This is a genomic window from Aquipluma nitroreducens (genome assembly GCF_009689585.1).
Classification (GTDB): domain Bacteria; phylum Bacteroidota; class Bacteroidia; order Bacteroidales; family Prolixibacteraceae; genus Aquipluma; species Aquipluma nitroreducens.
In genome coordinates, this window is record NZ_AP018694.1 from 535389 (window position 1) to 560890 (window position 25502).

At 38.6% G+C, this 25502-nt stretch carries 15 protein-coding genes and 1 tRNA gene; 7 read left to right on the forward strand and 9 right to left on the reverse strand.

Annotated features, from left to right (window positions below; all coding sequences use genetic code 11):
* Positions 1-109: 109 nt before the first annotated feature.
* The 9 genes from AQPE_RS02230 to AQPE_RS02270 form a co-directional block, all read right to left on the reverse strand.
* Positions 110-2269 carry a GH92 family glycosyl hydrolase gene (locus AQPE_RS02230; protein WP_318349415.1) on the reverse strand — a complete coding sequence of 720 codons (2160 nt, stop codon included), beginning with the start codon at positions 2267-2269 and terminating at the stop codon, positions 110-112.
* Positions 2270-3601: 1332 nt separating this feature from the next.
* Positions 3602-4801: an alkaline phosphatase gene (locus AQPE_RS02235; protein ID WP_318349416.1), complete on the reverse strand. Its 1200-nt coding sequence runs from the start codon at positions 4799-4801 to the stop codon at positions 3602-3604.
* 343 nt (positions 4802-5144) lie between these two features.
* Positions 5145-7217, reverse strand: coding sequence for a CehA/McbA family metallohydrolase (locus AQPE_RS02240; protein WP_318349417.1), 2073 nt, complete (start codon positions 7215-7217; stop codon positions 5145-5147).
* Positions 7218-7724: 507 nt separating this feature from the next.
* On the reverse strand, positions 7725-9296 hold the full coding sequence (locus AQPE_RS02245; RefSeq protein ID WP_318349418.1) for a RagB/SusD family nutrient uptake outer membrane protein: 1572 nt from the start codon (positions 9294-9296) through the stop codon (positions 7725-7727).
* 28 nt (positions 9297-9324) lie between these two features.
* On the reverse strand, positions 9325-12789 hold the full coding sequence (locus AQPE_RS02250) for a TonB-dependent receptor (protein ID WP_318349419.1): 3465 nt from the start codon (positions 12787-12789) through the stop codon (positions 9325-9327).
* Positions 12790-12796: 7 nt separating this feature from the next.
* Positions 12797-14014 (reverse strand): FecR family protein, encoded by a 1218-nt coding sequence (locus tag AQPE_RS02255; protein ID WP_318349420.1) that lies wholly within the window; start codon positions 14012-14014, stop codon positions 12797-12799.
* A 54-nt stretch (positions 14015-14068) separates the two neighbouring features.
* Entirely contained in the window at positions 14069-14665 is a 597-nt protein-coding gene (locus AQPE_RS02260) for an RNA polymerase sigma factor (RefSeq protein WP_318349421.1), read from the reverse strand.
* A 76-nt stretch (positions 14666-14741) separates the two neighbouring features.
* Entirely contained in the window at positions 14742-15971 is a 1230-nt protein-coding gene (locus AQPE_RS02265; protein WP_318349422.1) for a site-specific integrase, read from the reverse strand.
* Positions 15972-16259: 288 nt separating this feature from the next.
* Positions 16260-16332, reverse strand: a tRNA-Lys gene (locus tag AQPE_RS02270).
* A 315-nt stretch (positions 16333-16647) separates the two neighbouring features.
* Between AQPE_RS02270 and AQPE_RS02275 the strand changes: the two genes are divergently transcribed.
* The 7 genes from AQPE_RS02275 to cysN all read left to right on the forward strand — a co-directional run bounded on the left by AQPE_RS02275 (position 16648) and on the right by cysN (position 25471).
* Positions 16648-17769, forward strand: coding sequence for a DegT/DnrJ/EryC1/StrS family aminotransferase (locus AQPE_RS02275; protein WP_318349423.1), 1122 nt, complete (start codon positions 16648-16650; stop codon positions 17767-17769).
* Complete coding sequence (locus AQPE_RS02280; protein WP_318349424.1) at positions 17769-18344, forward strand: acyltransferase; 576 nt, start codon at positions 17769-17771, stop codon at positions 18342-18344. The genes AQPE_RS02275 and AQPE_RS02280 overlap by 1 nt, the downstream gene beginning before the upstream one ends.
* A gap of 14 nt (positions 18345-18358) precedes the next feature.
* On the forward strand, positions 18359-19393 hold the full coding sequence (locus tag AQPE_RS02285) for a Gfo/Idh/MocA family protein (protein WP_318349425.1): 1035 nt from the start codon (positions 18359-18361) through the stop codon (positions 19391-19393).
* Between the two features lie 332 nt (positions 19394-19725).
* The gene (cysQ, locus tag AQPE_RS02290) at positions 19726-20520 is read left to right on the forward strand and encodes a 3'(2'),5'-bisphosphate nucleotidase CysQ (RefSeq protein WP_318349426.1); all 795 of its coding nucleotides are present in this window, start codon (positions 19726-19728) and stop codon (positions 20518-20520) included.
* Positions 20517-22322, forward strand: coding sequence for an SLC13 family permease (locus tag AQPE_RS02295; protein WP_318349427.1), 1806 nt, complete (start codon positions 20517-20519; stop codon positions 22320-22322). Before cysQ ends, AQPE_RS02295 begins: the two co-directional genes overlap by 4 nt.
* Before the next feature lie 124 nt (positions 22323-22446).
* On the forward strand, positions 22447-23355 hold the full coding sequence (cysD, locus tag AQPE_RS02300) for a sulfate adenylyltransferase subunit CysD (RefSeq protein WP_318349428.1): 909 nt from the start codon (positions 22447-22449) through the stop codon (positions 23353-23355).
* A gap of 130 nt (positions 23356-23485) precedes the next feature.
* Positions 23486-25471: a sulfate adenylyltransferase subunit CysN gene (cysN, locus tag AQPE_RS02305; RefSeq protein WP_318349429.1), complete on the forward strand. Its 1986-nt coding sequence runs from the start codon at positions 23486-23488 to the stop codon at positions 25469-25471.
* Positions 25472-25502: the final 31 nt, after the last annotated feature.

A 25502-nucleotide genomic window follows, 5' to 3' on the forward strand; every position in this document is an offset into this window, starting at 1 on the left:
ACCGTATAGATTTATTTCAAAACCAATAAAATAGTATTTAAACATGATATAAAAGTGTTGGTTTTTTCAATTAAAGAGGTTTTATTCAAGATCGGTGAAATATTGTTAGCTATTTTGCCGGCTTATTTCCCATGATAAATCTTAATGTTCCACCTTGGATAATATCAGAATAGCTAATGGTTGATTTTAAGAACAAAACTCCATTTAATTCAACCAACTGCACATAAATGTTGTCTTTTGAAAAATTAACTGCTTCAACCGTGAACGATTTACTGTTTTGCAGTTTGATCCTTGCTTTTGGTAATTGAGGAGCTCCAAGCACAAATTCGCCGCCGCAGGGATTGACCGGGTAAAAGCCTAGGTTGGTGAAAATATACCAGGCCGACATTTGCCCACAGTCATCGTTTCCGCACAAACCGTTTATCTTATCCTGATACTGTGTTTGGCAAATCTCCCTGATGAGTTTCTGCGTTTTCCAAGGCTTTCCGGCCAAAGTGTATAAATAGGCAACGTGATGACTCGGCTCATTTCCTTGGGCATACTGACCAATCAATCCGGTAACGTCGATCACAAAACCACTGCCTTCTTTCTTGCTTGACATCTCGAAAAGCGAATCAAGTTTTGCAGTGAAATAATCAGAGCTGCCCATCAAATCGATCAAACCAGGAACATCGTGCTGGATGTGCCAGGTGTATTGCCAGGCGTTTCCTTCGGTATAATCGCCGCCTGAACTTGAAGCTTGCGAAAGCTCAAATGAGTTAAATGGCTTTCTCCATTGGCCTTTCGAATCTTTTCCCCGCATCAGTTTAGTTTGCTGGTCGAACAGGTTTTTGTAAAACAACGAACGTTTCAGAAAGTAATTGTAATCGTCGGTTTTGTTAAGCGCTTTGGCAAATTGTGCTGCACAATAGTCGTCAAACACCGATTCGAGCGTTTTCGATACCGACTCGGTTTTAATCAGGTCGAATGGATAATATCCGTATTTATTATACACCTCCCATTCCGAATTCTGATGGTTTTTCGTCAGTGAAGTCTTTACTGCCTGATAGGCTTTCTCGTCATCAAAACCCCGAAATCCTTTCAGGTAAGCATCAACAACTACCGGAACGGCGTGGTTAGCGATCATGCAATAAGTTTCTTTTCCCCACAAAGCCCAAATGGGTAAAAAGCCCTGCTGATCATACTGATGAAGCATTGAATTCACAAAACCATCAACCCGTTCAGGAGCCAAAATGGTATAGAGCGGATGGGCAGCTCTGTAAGTGTCCCACAACGACAAGGTTGAATAAAACGGTGGCTGGTTCACATCTGCAATGTTGTTGGGCTGAATAAACAAATGGTACATCGAAGTGTAAAAGATGTTCTTTTGTTCCGTAGAACCTTCTATTTGAACACGCGACAATAGTTCGTTCCATTTTCGTTTGGCCGCTGTACGGATATTTTCAAAATCCCAGTTTTTAATTTCTGCCTGAAGATTCTTATTCGCTCCATCAATTCTGGTAGAAGACAATGCCACCTTTACAAGTAATGTTTCACCGGGATTCAGGTCGAAACTGAACACGTAACGAGGTGCTTTTTCCTGTTCTTTTAGCTTTGGCAACAAAACTTTTGAGGTATATGGTTTACTGAATTTGATCACATAATAATAAGTACGGTCGAGCCAAACTTTGGTGCGCGTATAACCCGAAACGGTTGTCGGGTTTTCAAGAATGACTTTGGCATCCAAAACATGGTCATACAAATGTTTTTCCGATCCGACTAGGCCGCTCTGAAAATCAACCAATAGTTGTGGCTTTTCTTTTCCCTGAAAAGTATAACGATGAATGGCAGTATGTTCGGTTGCCGTCATTTCAGCCTTAACATCGAAATCTGAAAGCTGTACTGAATAATAGCCGGGGCTGGCCTTTTCCAGTTCTTTACGGAACCCACTTTTGTAAGTTTTCCGAACCGGTTCTCCGGTAAACGGAAGCATGAGCAAATCGCCCAGATCGGGACAACCGGTTCCATTCAATCTTGTCTGCGAAAAACCGTTGATCGACGAATCTGTCGACTGGTAGCCTGAACAATATGCCCAATTTCCGTTTCCGGTTTCGGGACCCACCTGGATCATCCCAAAAGGGACACATGCACCCGGGAAACAATGTCCAAACTCGGCTGCACCTACAAAGGGATTGACATAATCTACAGGATGCTTTGATTGTCCTGATGATGCAAAAACATTCATCAAAACATAGAATAACGTTGAAAAAAATTTAGCTGATTGGTTCATTTCATTTTAATTCTAAACGAGATAATAATAAATGAAAATATTGATCATTAATTGGTTAATGGATTTCTCAGACAGCATAAGGGGTTCTCCAATATCTCAAATAAAAAAACTTAGTTTCCTATTTCCCTAACTTGATAATACACATATTAGTTTCTTTTCTTTCAATACATAAACTATTTATCAAATTCACCTTCTCGATTTAGACTCTTGAAATTTTATTTTTTGATTCTATTAAGCATTAATCTTATTATTGCAAGCTGAATCACGACCTCGCTGGCGTCGGTCTGGCATTCGAAGTCTTTCCCAAGTCCTCGGTAACTTTCAAACTAAGCAAATGTTCTTTCGACAATCTATCTTTTAAGAGTAAAGGTAAATTTACTGTAATGGTTTGATTTTAAATTGATTTAAAGAATCGAGCTGAATGTGGTTTTGGTCTTCTCTATGAGTTCTCTACGATAACTATCATCTGCAACGATCTTGACCAGCCTTTCGAACCGACTTTTCAGTAAGGCAATTAAATCGCTTTCGCCTTTGCTGTCATGTACACATGCAGCATGTATAATAAAGGCAAGCAGCAAACCCATTGCATTTCAAACTTTATTGCATTTCCCACCTTTGATCATTTTGTTACTTTCAAAACTCAATATTCGCCACCTAATCTTATTGTATTAATATAATGAATGTCAATGTATTACAAATGGTAAGGTTCATGTATTTCTGTTTTTTGCGTATTCTGTCGCGAAGCAGTTCATGAACTTATTCTAAGACGCCGTTTCCTTCCAACTACTGAAATTGTAATAAACTAGTTCTCCGTTGGGAAAACTTCCTTGTATTATTCGCGATTGACAGCTTGTTTTAATCAAATAGAAAATGGCATTGAAAATATTCCGCAAATATCTTTTTTCTTGCGGTTGTCGTTCAAAATACCGCATAAAAGCATCCATTGGCTGTCTGAAAGGTTGGTCGAGTGGTGTTTTATTTGTTCTTACAGTTTGGATCCCATTAATATAACGAAATTAATTTGATTAAATATGTTGATAATCAGTACTTTGTTTATATCTGTTCTAAATCTAAACAGTCCCTTAGTTTTTAATTTATTTTTCAAATTACACCATCTCTAAAAAGCAATCGCTCTTTATGAGGAATTGGAGCAGCCTTCACTTCGTTGCCAAGTTCAATTATCGCCAGATTATTTTCCCCAAATCAAGTTAGACCGAAAGACATTCTCCATTTTTTCTAATTGCCTGATAAGATTTTGTCTCGGATTACTTTATCTCCAAAATTCATAATTGTCACACGAACAAAGTATGTAAAAGTCAGATATTTAAATTGTCAATATTTTATACTGAAATTTTGCTTTTCTACCTTCAAGAGTATCATCATTTTTTTTGCAATATCTATATTTTCCATGAATCCAGTAAACAAATCAGCTCCGGGGCCAAAAGCAAAAATGGGTACAGTAATTCCGGTATGGCTGCCATTTGTAAATATTGCTGACACTTCACCTGTTTTGTAATTACCGTTATTTATCGACATTCCGCCTGTTTCATGATCAGCAGTTACAATAACTAGGGTTTCGCGATTATATGCGGCAAATTTTAGTGCAACTCCGACCGCTCTGTCGAAGTCCAACGTTTCAAGGATAACACCAGGAAGTGAATTCCTATGTCCAAAGAAATCAATCTCGGAACCTTCAACCATTAAAAAAAAGCCCTTCTTACTTTGGGATAATATATTAATAGCAATTTGGGTTGCAGGTACAAGCATTTCACCACGTTCTGGCATGGGCTTGTTATGTTCCTGAGCAGTAAGTCCAGCCAGTTTTCCTGATTTCACTTTCTGTATATCCTCGATAGTGTACAAAACCTGATAACTTTTATCTTTCAATTCTTGGCTTAGATTTCTTCGATCCCTTCGTTCTTCGAAATTTTTAATACCCCCACCAATGAAAACATCAATATTTGTTTTTAAAAAATCAAGAGCAATATCTTCATAACTGCCCCTTGAGTCTACATGAGCAATAAAAGAGGCTGGTGTTGCATGGGTAATTGACGAAGTGGAGATAATGCCTGTTTTTAGTCCTTTATATTCAGCTAGTTCACGAATGTTAATGACAGGTTTTTTATCAGGATCAACTCCAATTGCTCCATTATAGGTTTTAACACCTGTTGCAAGAGCTGTCCCACCTGCTGCAGAATCTGTGATATAATTATCAGATGAGTAAGTTCTTGAGAACCCAATGTTTCTAAAATTTTCTAAATAAAGATGACCTCCATTAGCTGTCATAGCAGAATATACCTGAGCAAGCCCCATCCCATCACCAATCATAAGGATAATGTTTTTAAGTTGCTTAGATTTCTTCGACTGTGAATAATGCTCTACTTCATAAAACAAACCTCCTGGATAAAGTTCTTTTAAATCCTTATTTTTCAAGTCTTTGTATTCCTCCTGACCAAAGCTTGCGAAAGCAAAACAACTTATAATTAGAGTACTAAATAATATATAAAGGAGAATTTTAAATTGTTTTTTCATGTTGTTGTTTTCATGCAATTATTGAAGATTTTGGTGTGGTTGTATCCCAAATACCTGGAGTTGGTTTTTATTAGATCTACTAATAGTATATTTTTCAAAAAAAAGATTATATAGTAAATAAAAATAGACTCCAGTGGCAGAAAATACCTAACGAATAAAATTTTTGTAATAGAAATACAAGGTGGCTGAGAATTATTCGCATTTATTCACTCTCCTTACCTTAAAGCAAAGGCCACCTTGTTAAAACTGATATTTTCTTAATTCAGTACTTTTAAGAATTGTTGATCCTCAGAACTTTAAAGAAAGTCGTTTAGGTTTGAAACTTTATGCGCTCTCAAAACGGTTATCTAGATGTTTTTGATATCTTATATTCCGCAATAAATTTTTTAAAACCGGATTTAGTCATAGGTGTTGATTTCTTAATCGCTTTGGAAACTTCGGGAGAACTTAAAATATCTCCTTGTTCTTGTAAAATAGCAGCAACCTGAATAGCAACAGCAGCATCATAGGATGTTAATTTTTCAATCAGATTACTAATATTGCCTTTGGAAACTTCTATCAATTTGCGTGCATACATATAAGCACTTGTATGTTGACCATCTCCATCTCCATCAATCCATATAGCACCTGTTGATCCGAAAACTCGTGGAATCCAGCTTGATGAAGTGTTTTGATAGGGTTTTGGAACTGGCCAGAAAGGTTTGTTGCCTCCAGGCCCTTCAGCGATGGCAACCAGGAACACATCGTATTTTGGACGGGGAATTTTCCATGTTTTGAAGTATTTTATACCAGGACCGCTACCATTAAGGATCGCGTCCTCCCTGATCTTTATGCCGTTTGCATATAATACGATCCGATTAGCGGTAGTCCAACCGGGTCCCATTACCCGAACTGAAACCATCAATTCTTTAGATGTTGATGGTACAAGTTCACCTGGCCCATATTTTGTATCTACCACCATCTCTGTCAACAGACCAAAACTAACCATCACTTTCCCATCCTTAAAGTTTTTTACTGCTTCCTTTATTTCAATTTTATCCGGATTAGTATCTTTGGTTTTGATGTAAGTACGCCCCTGTCCCACGAGATAGCGGGAAACCGTATGAGAATCACTTGCCCCAACGGGTGTTAAGTTGTATCCTCTGTTCATCATCCCAAACCATTCTTCATACAGCCTCATATAGTCAGTCAGTTGAGCGCTTGAGTTGATTACTTCCATGGCAATTGCAGGAAATTTCCAATCCCGGAGATCTGTACCAGCACAGCTTATATGGTATTTGGAGTCAAACGGGCGAAAATTATTGTGGTTATCAAGGGCATGATTAAGAATAGTGATCTCAGGTTTATCGGATTTCTGAAGGTTATCAGCAACATCATTCCAGCTCTTTACGTGATTATCAGGAACCGGAGTATGAATTGTAACAGGGAAGACGTTGAAATGTCCCAAAGGGGTTGTATATTCAAAACCAACGATGGGTGTGTAATATTTCTTCATCCCCAACAAATTGGCGATTGAATCTAGATTACTCTTCACATTGTGATCCGTCAAAACCGGAAGTTCAATGCCTTCGCCGGCAATTGTTATTGCCCGCTCCATCAGGGTGGCATCTCCATCGCCAGCATAATAGTTGGTGTGAATATGTGTATCGGTGGAAATCCAACCTTCAGTGGACACTTCTCTTGAAATTACAAGCTTTTTAGAGAGGATTTCTCCCGACTTGACAACAATCTTTACTGAATCGACACCGTACTCAAATCCATGGTTAGCATAAATAGTATAAACGCCTGCAGGAAGTCCAAATGTTACTTTCCCAGTGCCTGTGTAAATACATCCTGTACGTGTTGCTAAATACCGATCAGTCGGAGCAGCCAGCGGTTGAAGTGCACCATCCTTTCCCACAACTGTAATACGCGCGGGAACCAAATATCCGTTATCCCCATCTGTTACTGAGATCTCAACCTTCCCTTGTGACAGCAACTGGAGTAAAGGTTGATCAATTAAACTAATATTACCAATCCGAATATCATCTATTGTGGTATCTGCCGGTTCAATCAATAGTGAGTTTTGCCCGTTATTCAAGCAATCAGGTGGTACAGCCCAATATGTAATCATTGGATTCTCATCAATATTAAGATTACCAAGCTCTTTCCCATTAAGTTGCAATAGCCATTTCTGCTTTACATCTTCTTGTCTTAGGCTAAGTGTCTTTTGAGTTGGGTTTTGTGTGCATTCAAAAACTATTTTAAGCTCGCGTTGGGGAGCATTTGAAAAGTTAAGCCATTCTGGATGATTTCCAATCCTCAGAGGAACCATTTGATTCTCGAGAACAATAGTTTGAGAACCCGCTTGTTTTACAGTAATAAAAAGTAATATAAGACAGATGAGTTTTGTTTTTCTCTGAATGTATAATTTCATATTTTATATAATATTAAATGTTAAAATCCAATGGTTAGGTGAAAATATATGTATTGACTTAGCTTAAAGATAATTGATTATGATATAGTGAATTATAAATGTCCTGACTTCTGATACTAGGCAATTTATACAATAAATAAATTTGTAAATAATTGATATAAAAGTTGTTAGATGTGATAAAAATTAATTTTACCGCACTAATCCTTATTTTTCGATATCGATCATCAAAATTGGTTTTAATGACTTGAGAATCGTTTTAAGGAAATTTCAACTCGCTTTTTAAAGTTCATGCAATTCTCAAGGACTTAATTTTGAAAACTTTATCAATTTCGAGTATGCTACCGCACTAAATGTCAGAAGTCGGGATAATTGATTATGAAATAGTGAATTATAAATGTTACAGCATCTATTTGTGTCATTTTAGTAAACACATTGTGTCAAATGGGAAGTACATTGGTGTGGAAGGCGAAAATAGAGCTCATCTTTATTTTCCCCTTCCAGTTTAATTTACCAATTTGGATTCTGTCCTAAAGCAGGATTCAATTCTTTTTCTTTTTGTGGAATCGGCCACAAATAATCCCGCCCTGGCCTGAAAACTCGCTCAACTGCTGGCACTTCAATTGTTTTTAGAATACCATTATCGGAATAGGTCATTCCATATATCTTCCCTGGCATAACATTTTCAGCAATTCTCCAACGACGAATATCAAAATATCTGAACCCTTCAAAGGCTAATTCAACTAACCTTTCCTTTCTTACAATATTTCTCATTTCTGACTGAGATAAAATAGAAACAGGGGGCATGTTTACGTCATCACGATGTCTAACTTCATTGATTGCGTCTACAACTGTATTATCTATTTTATTCAATTCTATCTTTGCTTCCGCATAAGTTAATAATACTTCAGCATAGCGTATAAGAATAATATTTATACCACAGTTAGTAGGCTCTGTGAGATCTTCTGAATTAATATATTTCTTTAAAGTGAACCCTGTTTTAGTTGATATATAGTCATAATCTACTGCGTCAGCTGTACCACTTTGAGGTTTTGAATTAAATACTTTACCGTCTGGCAATAGTGAACCCAACACATATACAGAGTATTTTAAACGTGGATCTCTGTTTGCATAGGGATTTTGTGGATCAAACCCACTTGTTGGATCCTCGATATTTTTCCCATTATTCATTTGGTAGGCATCAACTAATTTATTGGTAGGCACCAATAAGTTTGAGCTTGCCCTTTGACTGTGGGGAGCCATATTGGCAAACATACTATTGCTATAAATGCTTTTAATAAATTGCTTATCTAAAATAACCTCCTTATTATTTTCAGCACCATAACTAAACAATTTTTCATAGCTGGGGTATAGGCTATAAATGTTCATGTCTATTACTTGCCTTGCTGCAGTGGCTGCCTCTTCATATTTCCCTATATAAAGCATCACCCTTGCTTTTAACGCCAATGCTGCACCTTTAGTAATTCTGCCTTTTTCAGTAGGGGTTACTGGTAATAATGTTGCTGATTCAGTAAGTTCTGATCCAACGAAATCCCATATCATACTGACTTGTGTTCGAGTTAAACTTCTACTCTCTTTCAAGGAAATTTCAGAGGTAATTAAAGGAACATCCCCATACAAAAAAGCAAGTCTGATATACATGTATGCACGTAGTACTTTTACCTCACCTTTTAAACGGGCTATTAAATCAGGACTTGCAGCATCAATTTTATCAACATTGGAAAAAAAACTATTGGCAGCCCTGATGCCAGCGTAATCATTGGTCCATTCTTGTAGGACTTTAGAATTAAGGGCATCGTATTGTCCGCTTTCAATCATCGCTTCATTATTAAAGGTCTGATTACTGTGTCCTATGTCGCTCATACCATCCCAACTAAAAATATCGATACCTTCAAGGTAGGTATAAATTGCATTTGTTGCTAATTCCGCGTCCTTATCAGTCTTCCAATATAAGTCGACAGCCAAGCGATCGTTAGGAATGGTTTCCAACAATTCATTCTGACAACTGGAGATTAAGATTACCAGTAAAATCATAGTGGATATTATCTTTAGTAAGTTCATATCGTTTTCTTAAGTAATGTTTTATTAATCAGAAATTTATATTAATACCTAATGCAGTTGATCCGATTTGAGGATAATAGTTTGCTCGTCCGGGTGGTGTTTCTGGATCTAGGTTCCACTCATTTAATTTAGAGAAGGTAAGCAGATTAGTTGAGGATACATAAACATTAACCTTCTCAATATGGAATTTTTGCGTTAGAGATGTGGGTAACTGATACATCAACTGAATATTTTTTAAACGCAAATATGTCGCGTTGATCATCATCCTATCTGAAGAATTAAAATTTCGAATATCAGAAGTAATTGGCCTTGGGAAACGGGCATTTGTATTTTCCGGAGTCCAATAATTATTAGTATAAATCTTATGGGTAAAGGCATTATTGGCCCCCATTTCAACTAAAGCTCCGGCTATTCGGGTTTTAACATCTGCAGCTCCTTGAAATAAGAGATTTAAGGAGAAATTACGATATGACAGATTAATGTTACCCCCGAATGTATATTTTGGAAAACTATCTCCCATATAGGTCATATCATCCGCATTAATCACACCATCATTGTTCCTGTCGACATACTTTACATCTCCGGGCTTTGTTCCACCAACGAGAGTTGGATAATTTCGTATTTCTTCTTCACTCTGAAATAGCCCATCAGTTTCATACCCCCAGAAAGAATTTATTGCATAACCTTCTGCAGTAATAAAAAGGGGATCAATATTGGAGCCATTAAGATAAGGACCCGTTTCTGCGAGGCTAATTACTTTGTTGTTGTTTATGTTGATATTTGCATTTGCAATAAATCCTAAGCGCCCCCATTTATTCCGTGTTTCCATTGATATTTCCCAACCATTATTGTCTACAACTCCTGCATTCTGAGGTGATGCAGTTAATCCAAAAGTACCAGGTACCGGAAGAAGCAATAATATTCCATCAGTTCTCTTCCTATAATAATCGATTATTAGGGAAAACTTGTTGTTTAAGAACTGCGCGTCTAAACCAACATTTGCTTGTGTCGTAGTTTCCCATGTTAAGTTTGGATCAGCCATTTTTTGCTGTACATAACCTTGTGCCGAATTGCCGCCAAAAGTATAAGTAACCGAGTTCAAAACGGGGAAGTAACTATAAAGTTCCACAGCTTGATTACCAGTCTTTCCCCAGGAACCTCGTAATTTCAGCTCATTTACATACTTATCCAAATATTTCCAGAATGTTTCTTTTGAAAGTCGCCAACCGGCGGAAAAGGAAGGATAAAAACCGTATCTGTGTTTTTCCGCAAAGCGTGATGAACCATCATAGCGACTATTGCCTTCAAAGTAATATTTTTCGGCAAAGGAATAATTAATACGACCAAAATAGGAGCGCAGACCCCATTCTGCATCATAGCCTCCATTACTTTTAGTATTGTCATTGGCACCCTGACCTAGGGATTGAATGTCGTTATTATAAAACTGTTGTCGATATGCAGAAATATAGTTACTGCTATGTTCAATCTGCGAATATCCAGCTAAAATATTTAAAGTATGTTTTCCTATAGTTGTTGAATAATTTAGAAGATTATTGATCGTAAACTCACGTTCCATACTTCTTAGTTCATCGAGGCGATTAGGAGATACTGTCTTTTTTATAATTGTTGGATTGTAATAATCCCTTACTACATAGCTGTTAGCAAAAGCTTTAGTAGCCGAATTCTCTATTTGCGCTGCGAGTTGAGTGCTAAACTTCAACCCTTTTAAAATTTCCCAATCACCTTTTACGCTGCCAACAACATAATCATCAATAGTTTTCGAAGTTCCGCCAATCTCTGCATACATGAGTGGATTATGTCCCTGAGGACTTAAGCCATACGTTCCGTCAGGATATTTAGGCACAGCCCACAGGCTGGAATGTAACATTCTATTGTAAATATTCTCATATATATTATTGTCATTTACCAAAGATGTATAAGATGAACTCCGATAGTTTAAGTCTGTAATAAGGTTTATTTTATTTGATACCTTAAAATCGTTATTTATTCTTACCTCTTTAATATCAGATCCAGAGTTAGGAACGATTGCATCCTGATTCTCATATCTAAGACTTGCTCGTGTTTTGATGTGCTCACTTCCACCACTTACCGACAAAGAGTGACTTTGGTGTGGGGCAACACTAAAAACTGTCTGAAACCATGTATTTGGCAATGGATATTTGTAACGGTCTTTTGCATTAACATATTCAGAAATATATGCTTCAGTGTATCTTGGTGAAATTCCAGCATTTTTATCTCCAACGTTCATCATATGCATATAATCTTCTAATCCCATATGCTGAGGTATATTAATTGCCTTTTCTAAGGCATAGAATCCATTATAAGCCACAGACACTTTCCCTGACTTTGCACGCTTTGTAGTAATTAACATAACTCCATTGGCAGCTCTTGATCCGTATATTGCTGTAGAGGATGCGTCTTTTAGGACAGAAATAGATTCGATATCATTTGGATTTATATCGGATAATCTTTGCTCCAAACCATCTACTATGATGAGGGGGTTATTATTACCTAAAGTTGTCAATCCTCTCACTCTTATTGTAGTATTGGACTTTCCAGGCGCTCCTCCCAAATCTGTTACTGTCACTCCTGGCAATTGTCCCTGTAATGCCTGCTGTAGATTGGAAACTGGCCTTTCTGTCATTGCATCTCCTTTAATTGATCCGACCGAGCCAGTTAGGCTGACTTTTTTCTGAGTGCCATATCCAATGGCTACTACTTCCTCTATGCCTATAGTCTCTTCTATAAGGGTCATATTAATGGTTGTTTTACCACTCACCATAACCTCTTGAGTCTTCATGCCGACAAACGAGAACTGTAAAATAGAATTTTCAGGAATATTTGAAAGAGTGTATTTTCCATCCATATCAGTAATAACTCCCGTTGTTGTTCCTTTCACTACAACAGAAACACCCGGCAACGAACCACCGGAAGAATCAGTGACTTTTCCGGAGATGGATTTGGGCTGCTGGGAAGACTCAGTTCCAATCTTCAAATAAGAATTTTCAGTTGATCCCTTCTCAAGTATCGAAATCTGTCTATTTCTTATCTCATAGAAGTTTCTAGTACCATTGAACAATTGGTCTAAAACAACATCAACTGTTTGGTTAGTTACATTAACATCGACTTTTCTGTCAACATCAACTGATTTTTCACTGTACAGGAAAATAAACTCACTGGAGTCCTCAATTTTTTGAAGAACTTCCCGAACTGTTGCGCTACGAAAAGAGATGTTAAATTTGGTTTGTTGCGAATAGCTATTCGCAGCTAGCGTCGTAATTGCAGAAACCAGGATGAAAAAACTCAGTAGTTTCATTTTTAAGAGAAATTTTGGCATACAACCCCTACACAGGTTCTGCCTGATTCGTTTTTTTTTCATAACTTTAAAAGGTTTATTAATTAAAAACTGTATTTGATAAACTTTGAAAACCGGCGGAGGCCTAATTCCCCGGTTTTCTCCTTCTTTAATCATCAGATCATCAATGATTTTTCATCATAATAACTATATTTTCATTCGATATTTTGTAATCAATTTTTGCTACGCCAGATAACACACCCATAACTTCAGATAATGAATCCTTTAAATCAAGCTTGCCCGAAATAGGAAGTGCATTTTCAACAAGTGCTCTGTCATAAATGAATTTTACATTATAAAATCGTTCAAGTTTCCCAAGAACTCTGTCTAATTTCTCATTTGAAAAATCGTACCACCCATTTATCCATGTTGTGTACATACTGGCATCCGAAATGTTTGATTTAGTAAGTTGTTTGGTGTCATCGGAATATATAGCCTTTTGGTTTGGTGTTAAATCGATCCTGTCATTAAATACTTTTCCCTTTCCATGTATCTCCACTTTACCCTCCAGCAAAACAGTTTCACAAATATTATCGGATGAATAGGCTGAAAGATTAAATTTTGTGCCTAATACTTTTACATCAACTTTTGGCGTCGAAACAATAAATGGTTGTTTCTCATTTTTTGAAACCTCAAAATAACCTTCTCCAACGAGGTAAACTTCTCTGGTCTTGCCATTAAATGATTGGGGAAATGCAAACTGGCTTCCGGCATTTAGCTGAACTTTAGTTCCATCGGACAATTGTAGAGTTACTTTTTTCCCGTAGGGAACGGTGATTTCGTTAAAAGCATTTAGATCTGTTCCTGACTGTGGAATATTTTGAATTATACTGTCATTGTTCACCAAGATCGCATCTTGATTTTTCAGAACAATAATATTTGATTCTTTATCCGAAGCTAATTCAACCTTCTCTTTATTGGCTAAAACCAATATGGGATTATTATCTTTTACTGATTCAATTTTTGAAAAACTATACTTGTTATCGGAAGTGGAGAATCCCCAATAAATTGCACTGCCTATTGCAAATACTATCAAAATAGAGGCAGCATACCGGATAAAAACATTTAATTGTGCAACTTTTCGCTTTCTTGAAAAATTTGTGTTGAAGTCACTAACGTTTTTCCAGAGATTGAATTTGGGTTCGTCCCGAAGTCTTCCTTCAGATACTCTGAAGATTTGAATAATTTTCCTCGCCTGTACTATATTGTATTTAGCAGAATGGTTGGCTTGCAGAAAATCTTCCCATTCTTCATTCGTCTGTATGCTAATTATCTGATTGACGAAATCCTGATCTTCGAGAAGTTCTTCAAGAGAACATCCTTTGTACTTTTCTTCTTTCATTTATTGCCTTTTTACATATATAAGGCAACAAATACCAATTTGTGACAAAAAATATCAAATAGAATTGATTTTTTTCAATTCTCTGAAAATGACCAATAAAATTGAGCCACAATCATCCAAATAATTTTTTAATGATGAAACTGCGCGTGATACAAGCTGACGGGCGGAATCATTCGTAATTGACATGATCTCGCTAATTTGTTTATAATTAAACCCACAGTTAAACCTGTAATATAGAATTTCTCTCTGTTTTTCATTTAGTTCACCCATCGCTTTTTTCAGGATGTTTGTTTTTTGAGACTTTTCTTCTTCTGCGATTAAATCTTCTTCTACAGAGAAAACAACATTGGGGAATATTCCGAGCTCAGAAACTTGCTCTTCCTGCTTTTGTTTTTTCTGAATTTCACGGATCAATTTTCGTCTAAGCGATTTCAATAGATATAACCGAATATTATCTGTTTCACCCAAATTTCCTTTTTTTCGAATTAATTCATAAAATAGATCCTGTATACAGTCTAAAACTAAATTCTCATCTTTTGTAAATTTTTTGCCAAAAAAGAAAAGAGCATCAATATTCTGATAATAAATATACGAAAGGGCATGATCCTCCCCATTCTTAAATTCTTCCCATATATATTTATCTTCTTTCATAAGTAAATTGCAGGCTTCAAATGTAAATATAACTGTTTTAATAATAATCAAGTTAAGAACAAAATGCAGGCATTGGCTAAATGAGCACGTTATCTTCCTTTTTTTCATTTAGGATAGCATTCAATTTTTTCATATCTGCTGATATTTTTGAATCCACAATCCTTGCATAAATTTGAGTTGTTTTCAAAGAAGTATGCCCTAACATCTTTGAAACTGTTTCTATCGGTACACCATTGGTTAAGGTCACAGTAGTAGCAAAAGTATGTCTGGCAACATGCATAGATAGATTTTTATTGATTCCGCAGATGCCAGCCAGTTCTTTGAGATATTCATTCATTTTTTGGTTTGAGTGCACAGGGAGCAATTTCCCTCTGTTCTGTGTTATGGGAAAATTCTCATATTTCTGCAATATGGCTTTGGCTTGTGGTAATAGAGGAACTCTACACCGGATATCTGTCTTGGTTCGGTCAATAATGATCCATTTTCCGCTATCGTTTCCTTGATGGATATGTGTACTGTTCAACTTTTTTAGTTCGGCATACCCCAATCCTGTGTAACATGCAAAAATAAATATGTCGCGAATAGTCTCCATTCTGAGGGTACAAATTTCCTTATTCCTGATTTGCTCCAGTTCTTGAATTGTCAGGTAATCACGGTGGGTCTCGTTACGGGAAACTTTGAATGAGTTGTAAGTATTATTCGAGATCAGATTCATCGCTATGCCCGTGTTCAACGTCTTTTTTAGATGTTTATGGTATGTTAAAGCCGTATTTGGTTTTAATTGGTATTCCGTTTTCAGGTAGATGTCAAATGAGTTTAGAAAACTGTAATCCACCAAAGAAAGTCCAATATCATTCCTCCCAAATTTCTTTCTCAGAAATTCTATAAGTCTTTCTCTGGTTGTTTTGTAGTGCTTTAATGTTCCTTCGGAATAATCATTCCCGACACGTGCCTCAATACCTTTGATAATACCATCAAGAATTTCTAATAACCCCTTTTCGTTGCTAATCCCCAGCAATTTATCTTTTACATTTAAAGTAGAGAAAGGTTCTCCTTTTGATTCCAATTGACTATAAACCTCCTGTACTCTGTTACGGATTTTATTCAACCGGTTATTCAAAATTTTAGATTCTTCGGATCTTCCAACAACTTGCTGCCGCTCATCATCCCATGATTCAGGACAAATAAAGATGCTGGTAGATAATTCAAAACGTTGATTGTTCATGGTACACCGTACATAAACCGGGCATTTCCCATCAGCACGGGATTTCGTTTTCTTTAGTGAAAAATTTACTGTTACTCTCATAATTAGACTCATTTTTTAGTTTAAAAAATGGTCTCGTTTTCATGCTTAAAACTAACCTGTTTGGGTCTCATTTCCAAGCATCAAAACAAACCAAAATAAATCAAAATGAATTAATTATCAGAATCTTACATCGATTACCGAGACCTGTTTGAGTTTTTCTGCCGATAGGTCTCGATATAGTCTCGTTTATTTTGCGAATTGGTGCACATTTTGACACTTTTCCGAAAATAAAAAAGCGCTTAAACCTTTGATTTAAGCGCTTTTAGTGTCAATTGATGTCTTTTGGTGTGACCCAGCTGGGATTCGAACCCAGGACCCCATCCTTAAAAGGGATGTGCTCTACCTGCTGAGCTACTGAGTCATCCTCATGTGCCTTTGTTTTTCAAAAGCGGATGCAAAAATATGCTTTTAAATTTTAAATAACAACACTAATATGAATAATTTCAAATATATTTCTCAAGCTTTTGATAATCAACAAACAATACATGCTTACTAAACAATCAATTCTTCGACATGTTCAATTATCTTAATAATAATCGTTGAGCTGAAGTGCGAAAAATCCTGATCTGACCAAACAAATTCCTATTTTTGCTTAATCAAAGTTTAGCTGCAATTAAGAATACGTAGCTTCATACAAAAGTGAACAAATATTGCGTTTTATGTCAAAATACATTCTATGAATATTCAAATGGTGGATTTGTACAGTCAGTACCAAAAGATAAAAGATGAGATAGATCGGGCGATGCAAGAGGTTATTCGCTCTTCTGTATTTGTCAAAGGAGGAAAAGTCAACGAATTTGAGGATAACCTGAAAGAATACCTGGATGTAAAACATGTTATTTCATGTGGAAACGGTACCGATGCTCTTCAAATTGCCCTTATGGCTTTGGATTTGAAAGAAGGAGATGAGGTGATCACTACGCCATTTACCTTTGTTTCAACGCTCGAAGTATTAGCCCTAATGAAATTAAAGCCTGTTTTGGTGGATGTTGACCCGAATAGCTTTAATATCAGACCCGATTTGATTAATCAGCACATCAACCACCTCACAAAAGCTATCGTGCCCGTTCACCTTTATGGTCAATGTGCCGATATGGAAACGTTGAATGAAATTGCCCGTGAAAATAACCTTTTCGTAATTGAAGATGCCTGCCAGGCTTTGGGCACAGAATACATTTTCAGGAATGGGATGACCGCTAGAGCCGGGACTATTGGCGACATTGCCTGTAATTCTTTCTTCCCGACCAAAAATTTAGGTGCATTTGGCGATGGCGGCGCCTTGTTTACAAATAACGACGAATTGGCAAAGAATATGCGTTCCATCGCCAATCATGGTATGAGCAAGCGCTACTATTACCAGCAAATCGGCTTGAATTCGAGGTTAGACGCCATTCAGGCTGCTATTCTCGATGTGAAACTAAAATACCTCGATCAATATATTGCAGCCCGGCAAGCTGCTGCTGACTTTTACGATCAAAAATTATCCAAGATTTCAGGATTAACGATTCCTGCAAGGGTTTCGTACAGTTCCCATACTTTTCATCAATATACCATTCAAGTGCCTGAAAAGCGCGATGCACTTCATAAATTCCTTGCTGACAAAAATATTCCGAGCATGATTTATTATCCCGTACCGCTTCATCTTCAGGAAGCCTATAGCTATCTGGGGTATAAAAAAGGCGATTTTCCTGTTTCAGAGAAACTATCGGAACAAGTATTATCTTTGCCCATGCACACCGAATTAACCGTTGAACAACTTGATTATATCACCTCGGCAATTCGCGAATTTTTCAACTAATGGAAACATTTTTTTTTGCACACGAAACTTCGGTCATCGATCCGGATTGTCAAATTGGAGAAGGAACTAAAATCTGGCATTTCTCTCACATCATGTCTAATTGTAGTATTGGGCAAAACTGTTCGATAGGTCAGAATGTGGTTATTTCGCCTGAAGTAAAAATTGGCAACCGCGTGAAGATTCAGAATAATGTTTCAGTTTATACAGGCGTGATTTGTGAAGACGATGTCTTTCTAGGGCCGTCCGCAGTTTTTACTAATGTATTTAATCCACGAAGCGCCATAGTCCGGAAAGATGAGTACAAGCCAACCCAGGTACTAAAAGGAGCAACAATTGGCGCCAATGCCACCATCGTTTGCGGAATAACCATCGGAAGATATGCTTTTATTGGTGCTGGAGCAGTCGTCACCAAGAATATTCCGGATTATGCATTGGTCATGGGTAATCCAGCTCGTCAAACCGGTTGGATGAGTGAATATGGTCACAAATTAAAATTCAATCCGGAAGGGTTGGCTGTATGTCCTGAAAGTCAGGATAAATACAGGCTCGAAAATGGGAAAGTATCAAAAATCTAAGCTAGAAATCAACTATGTCATCATCAAAAAAAATACGATTTGCTGTTGTTGGACAAGGGCACGTTGGCAAACGCCATGCTGAAATGATTCTTCGGAATCCGCAGTCGGAATTGGTTGCTGTTTGCGATATCCTAACTCCGGAAGAATGCAAAACCTCATACAATGGAATTTCATTTTATCAGTCTCTTGACGAATTATTTGAAAAAGAGAATGATATCGATGTTTTGAATATCTGCACTCCAAATGGATTACATGCTGAAATGGCGTTAAAAGCACTCGGGAAAGGTTTGCATGTCGTGGTTGAAAAACCAATGGCTTTGACAAAAACGGATGCCGAACGAATTGTTTTCAAATCGCTCGAGAAAAATCGTAATGTATTCTGTGTTATGCAGAACCGCTACTCTCCCCCATCGGTATGGCTCAAAAGTGTGATGCAAGAAAACCTGTTGGGTCAGCTTTTCCATGTTCAGATTAATTGTTATTGGAACCGCGATGATCGTTATTACACCCGCAAAAACTGGCATGGCGACGCGAAACTGGATGGCGGAACCTTGTTTACCCAGTTTTCGCACTTTGTCGACATCATGTATTGGTTGTTTGGCGACATCAAAAATATCAGTGGCCAATTCAAAGACTTTAATCACCAGACCTTAACTGATTTTGAAGATACCGGGATTGTTAATTTCGAATTCGTTAATGAAGGAATTGGCACATTAAACTATTCGACAGCCATTTACCAAGAGAATCTGGAAAGCAGCATGACCATTATTGGCGAAAAAGGCACCATTAAAGTGGCCGGACAATACATGAATGAAGTGGTTTACTGCAACATCAAAGATTATCAAATGCCTGAACTGGAAGCCAGCGCCCCTCCAAACGACTATGGCTTGTATAAAGGATCCGCTCAGAATCATCATTTGGTCATTCAAAATGTGGTCAATTCTCTAAATGGACATGCGCCAATCAGTACAAATGCTCTTGAAGGTTTAAAAGTAGTCGACATTATTGAGCGTATTTACGCCGTTAGAGATCAAGTCTGGAAAAAATAATCACTACACATTTCCAACGCGCTATTCACATATACTTGTGTCGTGTCAACCAACAATTGACGCAATGTCATGTCAGACTTGTTTCGGTATCTCTGCGCTGATGAGAACCTGAAACCTCGCCTGACAAGCAAGAAGTCCAGAAGTCCAGAATGACCTGCCAGACCATATCAAGTTAACATGACACTAGAAACAAAATCAGCATAAAACGAGTTTGATTTTATAAGTATAAAAGCCTAAAGGCAAGTCGGCATTGTTACCTACTTTTGAATCGTATTTTTAAAATGGCGGTAAAAACTGGTAAATTACCTACAATTATTGCGGCAATTTAACTGATGGAAGTAATAAAATTAATTGATAAAGCTATAAATGCAGCTTTGCTTGCGGGAATCAAAATCAGGGAAGTTTATTCTTTAGCTGATTTTGAAGTGCAGGTAAAAGATGATCAAACACCGGTAACTTTAGCTGACCAATATGCACATGATGAAATTCTGAAGGCACTCGAGAGCACTCACCTTCCGGTTTTAAGCGAGGAAGGAATTCATTTAAGTTTTCAGGAACGGAAAAATTGGGATTTCTTTTGGCTCGTTGATCCGTTGGACGGAACCAAAGAATTCATTAAGCGCAATGATGAATTTACGGTTAATATTGCCCTTATCCGGAATAATGAACCCGTTGCTGGCGTCATTTATGCACCTGTAACAGGAGAACTTTACGTCGGCATTCAGGGAATCGGAGCTTTCAAACTTTTCAATCCGGCTGAAAACTGCAACTTTCAAATCGTGCAGCTTTCAGGAATAAAACTTCCGGAGAAAGCAAAACGGAACGAATTTGCAGTTGTGGTTAGCCGATCGCACATGAATCAGGAAACAAAAGAATACATTGAAAATCTTAAAAGTAAACATGAATCAATTCGCCTAATTAATAAGGGAAGTTCGCTTAAAATATGCATGGTTGCCGAAGGAACCGCTGATGTTTACCCAAAAATTGGAAAAACGATGGAATGGGATACCGCTGCTGGACATGCGATAGTTAAAGCAGCCGGGAAGAACATTTTCCTTCAGGATTTAAAAACAGAATTGACTTACAATAAAGAAGATTTACAAAATCCAAATTTCATAGTAAAATGACATCACAAGGATTTTTCGTACTGGCCATCCTCATTATCACGATTGCAGCTCTCGCTAAAGAGGTAATGCGACCTGGCCTGATTTTATTTTCAGCCCTTATCTTTTTGATGACATTCGGGATATTAAAGTCCGACGAAGTTTTGGCCGGCTTTTCGAACAAAGGAATGATAACTGTTGCCATTTTATTTGTTGTTAGCGAAGGAATAACCCAATCAGGTGCATTAAATCGATTGGCCACAGCCTTTTTGCCTCGACGGAGGGGAAATATCCGATCTCTGTTTTTCAGAGTGATGTTTCCCATTTCATTTATGTCTGCATTTCTAAACAATACTCCAATCGTGATTATTTTTGCCCCTATTGTAAAAAAATGGGCTGAAAATCTGAACCTTTCTTCTCAGAAATTTTTAATTCCACTTTCGTATGCAACCATATTAGGAGGGGTTTGTACATTGATTGGCACATCAACCAATCTGGTTGTTCACGGATTGATGCTGAACAACGGATACAAAGGGTTTTCGATGTTTGAGCTCGGAATGGTTGGCGTACCACTTGCTTTCGCCGGATATATTTACATGAGCTACATTGGCGTTCACCTGCTTCCCGGAGAGAAAAATTTCATTCGTAAGCCGCTCGCCGACCAAAAGGACTACTATTATGAACTTATTGTTCCAGAAGATAGTTTGCTGGTTGGTCAAAGCCTGAAAAACGGACGGAGCAAAGACCTGAAAGGATTTGATATTATCCTGATTGAACGTGACGGTGCAAAACTGGAGGGAAAAACACATGGATTAACCATTGAAGCAAACGATCACCTTTTAGTAGCCGGAAAATCAAATGGATTGGATATAATCAAAAACCTAACAAGTGTTCGTCTGCGAGGACTCGATCTGCTGAAAGATGAAATTAACACCAATGATTTGAAGCAATACGAAGCCGTTCTGGCCCCACGTTTCCCGGGCATTGGAAAAACAATTTTCGAGTTCAACTTTTTCGATCACTACCAGGCTGCCATTGTTGCTGTTCATCGTAACGGAGAACGAATTACTTCTAACCTGCGAAGCCTGAAACTCAAAGAGGGTGATAATCTGGTTCTTTTAACCACCGATCGCTTTATTAAAAACTGGGGCGATTCAAAAATATTTTACCTGACCACTTACATTGGCGATCACGACAAATCAGTTGGAAGAGGGAAAAGATGGATGGCTCTCAGCATTCTGGCGTTTATGATTGCGGGAGCAACAGCTACCGATTACCTCCCAAAATTCGAAAATGTACAGGCCGACATGTTCTTTTTCTCGGCGGTTGCCGCTATGCTGATGGTCTGGTTAAAAATTGTTCCGCATCAGAAATATACAAAAGCTATCAGTTGGGATTTGCTTATTACTATTGCTTGTTCATTCGGTATAAGCAAAGCCATGCAAAACTCCGGACTTGCCGGTGGAATCGCCCATACAGCAATCGATTTTGCTAAAAACTGGGGACCCATTGGGGTTCTGGCATGTATATACCTTATAACCAATATTTTTACTGAAGTCATTACAAACAATGCTGCTGCTGCCATTTCGTTTCCGATTGCAATGGCTGCCGCCACTCAGATGGGCGTTAGTCCGAAACCATTTTTTGTTGCCATTTGCATCGCGGCTTCTATGAGTTTCTCAACTCCAATTGGCTACCAAACAAACCTGATTGTTCAGGGTATCGGAAATTACAAATTCAAAGATTTTGTAAAAGTTGGACTGCCGTTTAACCTCATCGCTTTTCTGATTTCAATTTCCCTGATTCCTTTTTTCTGGAAATTTTAGCCATCTTGAATTAACTGATAGTTAAAATAGTTGTTATATTTTGCCACTAAGTATCAATACCAATCAATAGAAGAGTTATAAGTATTATTTTAGCGACCTTGAAATTATAAAGTAAATACAACATATGACAGAATACAGTCTTTCGCATCTCAAAGAACTGGAAGCCGAGGCTATCCACATTATCCGCGAAGTGGCAGCCGAATTCGAGAATCCAGTGATGCTTTATTCCATTGGAAAAGATTCGTCGGTGATGGTTCGTTTGGCCGAAAAAGCCTTTTATCCCGGGAAAGTACCATTTCCGCTGATGCACATCGATTCAAAATGGAAGTTTAAGGAAATGGTTGAATTCCGCGACAATTATGCCCGCGAAAACGGTTGGAACCTGATTGTTCATTACAACAAGGCAGCTTTCGAAGCCGGTGTTGGCCCATTTACCCACGGAAGTAAAGTGCATACCGATGTGATGAAAACCCAGGCTTTGCTCGAAGGACTAAGTCTTTACAAATTTGACGCTGCATTTGGTGGCGCCCGCCGCGATGAGGAAAAATCGCGCGCAAAAGAGCGGATCTTCTCGTTCCGCGATAAATTTCACCAGTGGGATCCAAAGAATCAACGTCCTGAATTGTGGGACATTTACAATGCCCGTGTTCACAAAGGCGAATCAATCCGTGTTTTCCCAATTTCAAACTGGACAGAACTCGACATCTGGCAATACATCCGTCTGGAAAAAATCCCAATTGTACCGCTTTATTTTGCCAAGGAACGTCCGGTGGTAAACCAGGATGGTAACTTGATTATGGTTGACGACGACCGCATGCCGAAAGAAATAGCCGAAAAAGCCGAAATGAAAATGGTTCGTTTCCGCACGTTGGGTTGCTATCCATTGACTGGTGCAGTTGAATCAGAAGCTGATACCATTGAAAAGATTGTGGAGGAAATGATGACCGTTACCGTTTCGGAACGCACCACCCGCGTGATCGACTTCGACCAGGACGGATCGATGGAGCAGAAGAAGAGAGAAGGATATTTCTAGTATTTACATTTGATGTCCGTCACATGAATGTGATGGCAAAGGATATGGCTCTTTCCAAATTGAACGCTTATATTCTTTGCCGTTCGGCTTTAGCCAACCGAGATAGAAATAAAATCAAACAAGAAACAAAATGAACAACAATAAACTTCAAAATACTTCGACCGACAACTCGCCTTTTGGTGAATCAAGAGGAACGCTCGACATAAACGCATATTTGGATCAGGACGAGAAGAAAGACTTGCTTCGCTTGTTAACAGCCGGTTCGGTGGACGATGGGAAATCTACCCTAATTGGCCGTTTGCTGTTCGACAGCAAGAAGATCTACGAGGATCAGCTTTCGGCATTGGAACGCGACAGCAAACGCGTTGGTCATGCCGGCGAGGAAATCGACTACGCGCTCCTGCTCGACGGTTTAAAAGCCGAACGCGAACAGGGAATCACGATCGATGTGGCTTACCGCTATTTCTCGACCAACAAGCGTAAATTCATCATCGCCGATACACCCGGACACACGCAGTACACACGAAACATGGTGACCGGCGCATCAACCGCCAACCTGGCCATTATCCTGATTGATGCTACCAAGGGCGTGATTACCCAAACACGTCGCCACACGTTTTTAGTTTCTTTACTGGGCATCAAACACGTGGTTTTGGCTGTTAACAAAATGGATTTGGTGAATTACGACCAGAAGGTGTTCGACGAGATTGTGGCCGACTACAAATCATTCATTACCCAGCTCGATGTTCCGGATGTGAACTTTATTCCTCTTTCGGCTCTGAAAGGTGAAAATGTAGTGGAACCTACAACTCAAATGGCTTGGTATCATGGTCCGAGTATGCTGGAGTTTCTCGAATCGGTACACATCAGCAGCGACCGCAACTTCGACGACATGCGCTTCCCGGTTCAATATGTACTTCGTCCCGATCTCGATTTCCGCGGATTCTCAGCTCGTGTGGCTTCAGGAATTATCCGGAAAGGCGAAGAAATTATGGTTCTGCCCTCGCGCAAAACTTCGAAGATAAAAGAGATTATTACTTACGACGGAAACCTGGACGAGGCTTTTCCGCCGCAATCGGTTACCATTACGCTGGAAGACGAAATCGATATTTCGCGTGGCGACATGATTGTTTATCCCGACAATCTGCCGCGGGTGGAGCGCCATTTCGAATCGATGCTGGTTTGGATGGACGAAAAGCCGATGGACCCCAATGTGCAGCTTTTCATTAAGCATGCCAACAACACGACCCGGGTGAAATTCGACCAGATTAAATACAAGATCGATGTCAATTCACTTCAGAAATCTTCGATCGACCATTTCGAGCTGAACGAAATCGGACGCGTGGTGATGACTACCAACAAAGCCATTTTCTTCGATCCGTATAAGAAAAACCACAGCACAGGTTCGTTTATCCTGATCGACCCGATAACGAACAACACGGTAGCCGTGGGGATGATTATTGATAAGCTTAATGCCGAAGACCTTCCATCGAAAATTGTGGACGAAAAAACACTGGAAGCCAACAAAAGCAGAATTGCCAAAGGCGAATGCCTGATTCCGGATGCTCAGCGCGAAAAACGGTACAACCAGAAAGGCACCACACTTTGGATTACCGGGCTGCATGGTTCAGGAAAAAACGAACTGGCTTTTACGCTCGAAAAAGAGCTGTTTGATGCCGGGGCAACTGTTGTTCTACTCGACGGAAGTTCAATTCGTTTGGGACTTTCAAATGAGCTGGACTATTCGCCTGCCGACCGTGCCGAACATTTGCGCCGCGTGGCTCACATCAGCAAATTGTTGAACGATCAGGGAATCATCACCATTTGTTCATTCATTTCTCCTGACGAAAATATCCGCAAACAGGTGGTTCAAATCATCGGTGACGATCGCTTTAAGCTGATTCACATGGACGCAGATCTGGAATTCTGCAAGAAAAATAAACCGGAATTGTATGAGAAATTCGAAGAAGGATTGGTTGCCAATTTACCGGGCGCCGATTTACGATATTCGGTACCTGAGAATCCAACGATGGTTTTGAAGCCTGAGAACCGTGCCACGAATACAAAAGCCATACTGGAATATCTGGCCGATCACAAGATTTTCCCGATTATTTAAGTGGAACATTATGATATTGATGAAGAACCCA

Coding starts and splice junctions, on each gene's coding strand:
- cysN (WP_318349429.1), top strand. CDS start 23,486: ATGAACAACAATAAACTTCAAAATACTTCGACCGACAACTCGCCTTTT.
- AQPE_RS02240 (WP_318349417.1), bottom strand. CDS start 7,217: ATGAAATTATACATTCAGAGAAAAACAAAACTCATCTGTCTTATATTA.
- AQPE_RS02260 (WP_318349421.1), bottom strand. CDS start 14,665: ATGAAAGAAGATAAATATATATGGGAAGAATTTAAGAATGGGGAGGAT.
- AQPE_RS02245 (WP_318349418.1), bottom strand. CDS start 9,296: ATGAACTTACTAAAGATAATATCCACTATGATTTTACTGGTAATCTTA.
- AQPE_RS02235 (WP_318349416.1), bottom strand. CDS start 4,801: ATGAAAAAACAATTTAAAATTCTCCTTTATATATTATTTAGTACTCTA.
- AQPE_RS02295 (WP_318349427.1), top strand. CDS start 20,517: ATGACATCACAAGGATTTTTCGTACTGGCCATCCTCATTATCACGATT.
- cysD (WP_318349428.1), top strand. CDS start 22,447: ATGACAGAATACAGTCTTTCGCATCTCAAAGAACTGGAAGCCGAGGCT.
- cysQ (WP_318349426.1), top strand. CDS start 19,726: ATGGAAGTAATAAAATTAATTGATAAAGCTATAAATGCAGCTTTGCTT.
- AQPE_RS02275 (WP_318349423.1), top strand. CDS start 16,648: ATGAATATTCAAATGGTGGATTTGTACAGTCAGTACCAAAAGATAAAA.
- AQPE_RS02285 (WP_318349425.1), top strand. CDS start 18,359: ATGTCATCATCAAAAAAAATACGATTTGCTGTTGTTGGACAAGGGCAC.
- AQPE_RS02250 (WP_318349419.1), bottom strand. CDS start 12,789: ATGATTAAAGAAGGAGAAAACCGGGGAATTAGGCCTCCGCCGGTTTTC.
- AQPE_RS02280 (WP_318349424.1), top strand. CDS start 17,769: ATGGAAACATTTTTTTTTGCACACGAAACTTCGGTCATCGATCCGGAT.
- AQPE_RS02255 (WP_318349420.1), bottom strand. CDS start 14,014: ATGAAAGAAGAAAAGTACAAAGGATGTTCTCTTGAAGAACTTCTCGAA.
- AQPE_RS02230 (WP_318349415.1), bottom strand. CDS start 2,269: ATGAACCAATCAGCTAAATTTTTTTCAACGTTATTCTATGTTTTGATG.
- AQPE_RS02265 (WP_318349422.1), bottom strand. CDS start 15,971: ATGAGAGTAACAGTAAATTTTTCACTAAAGAAAACGAAATCCCGTGCT.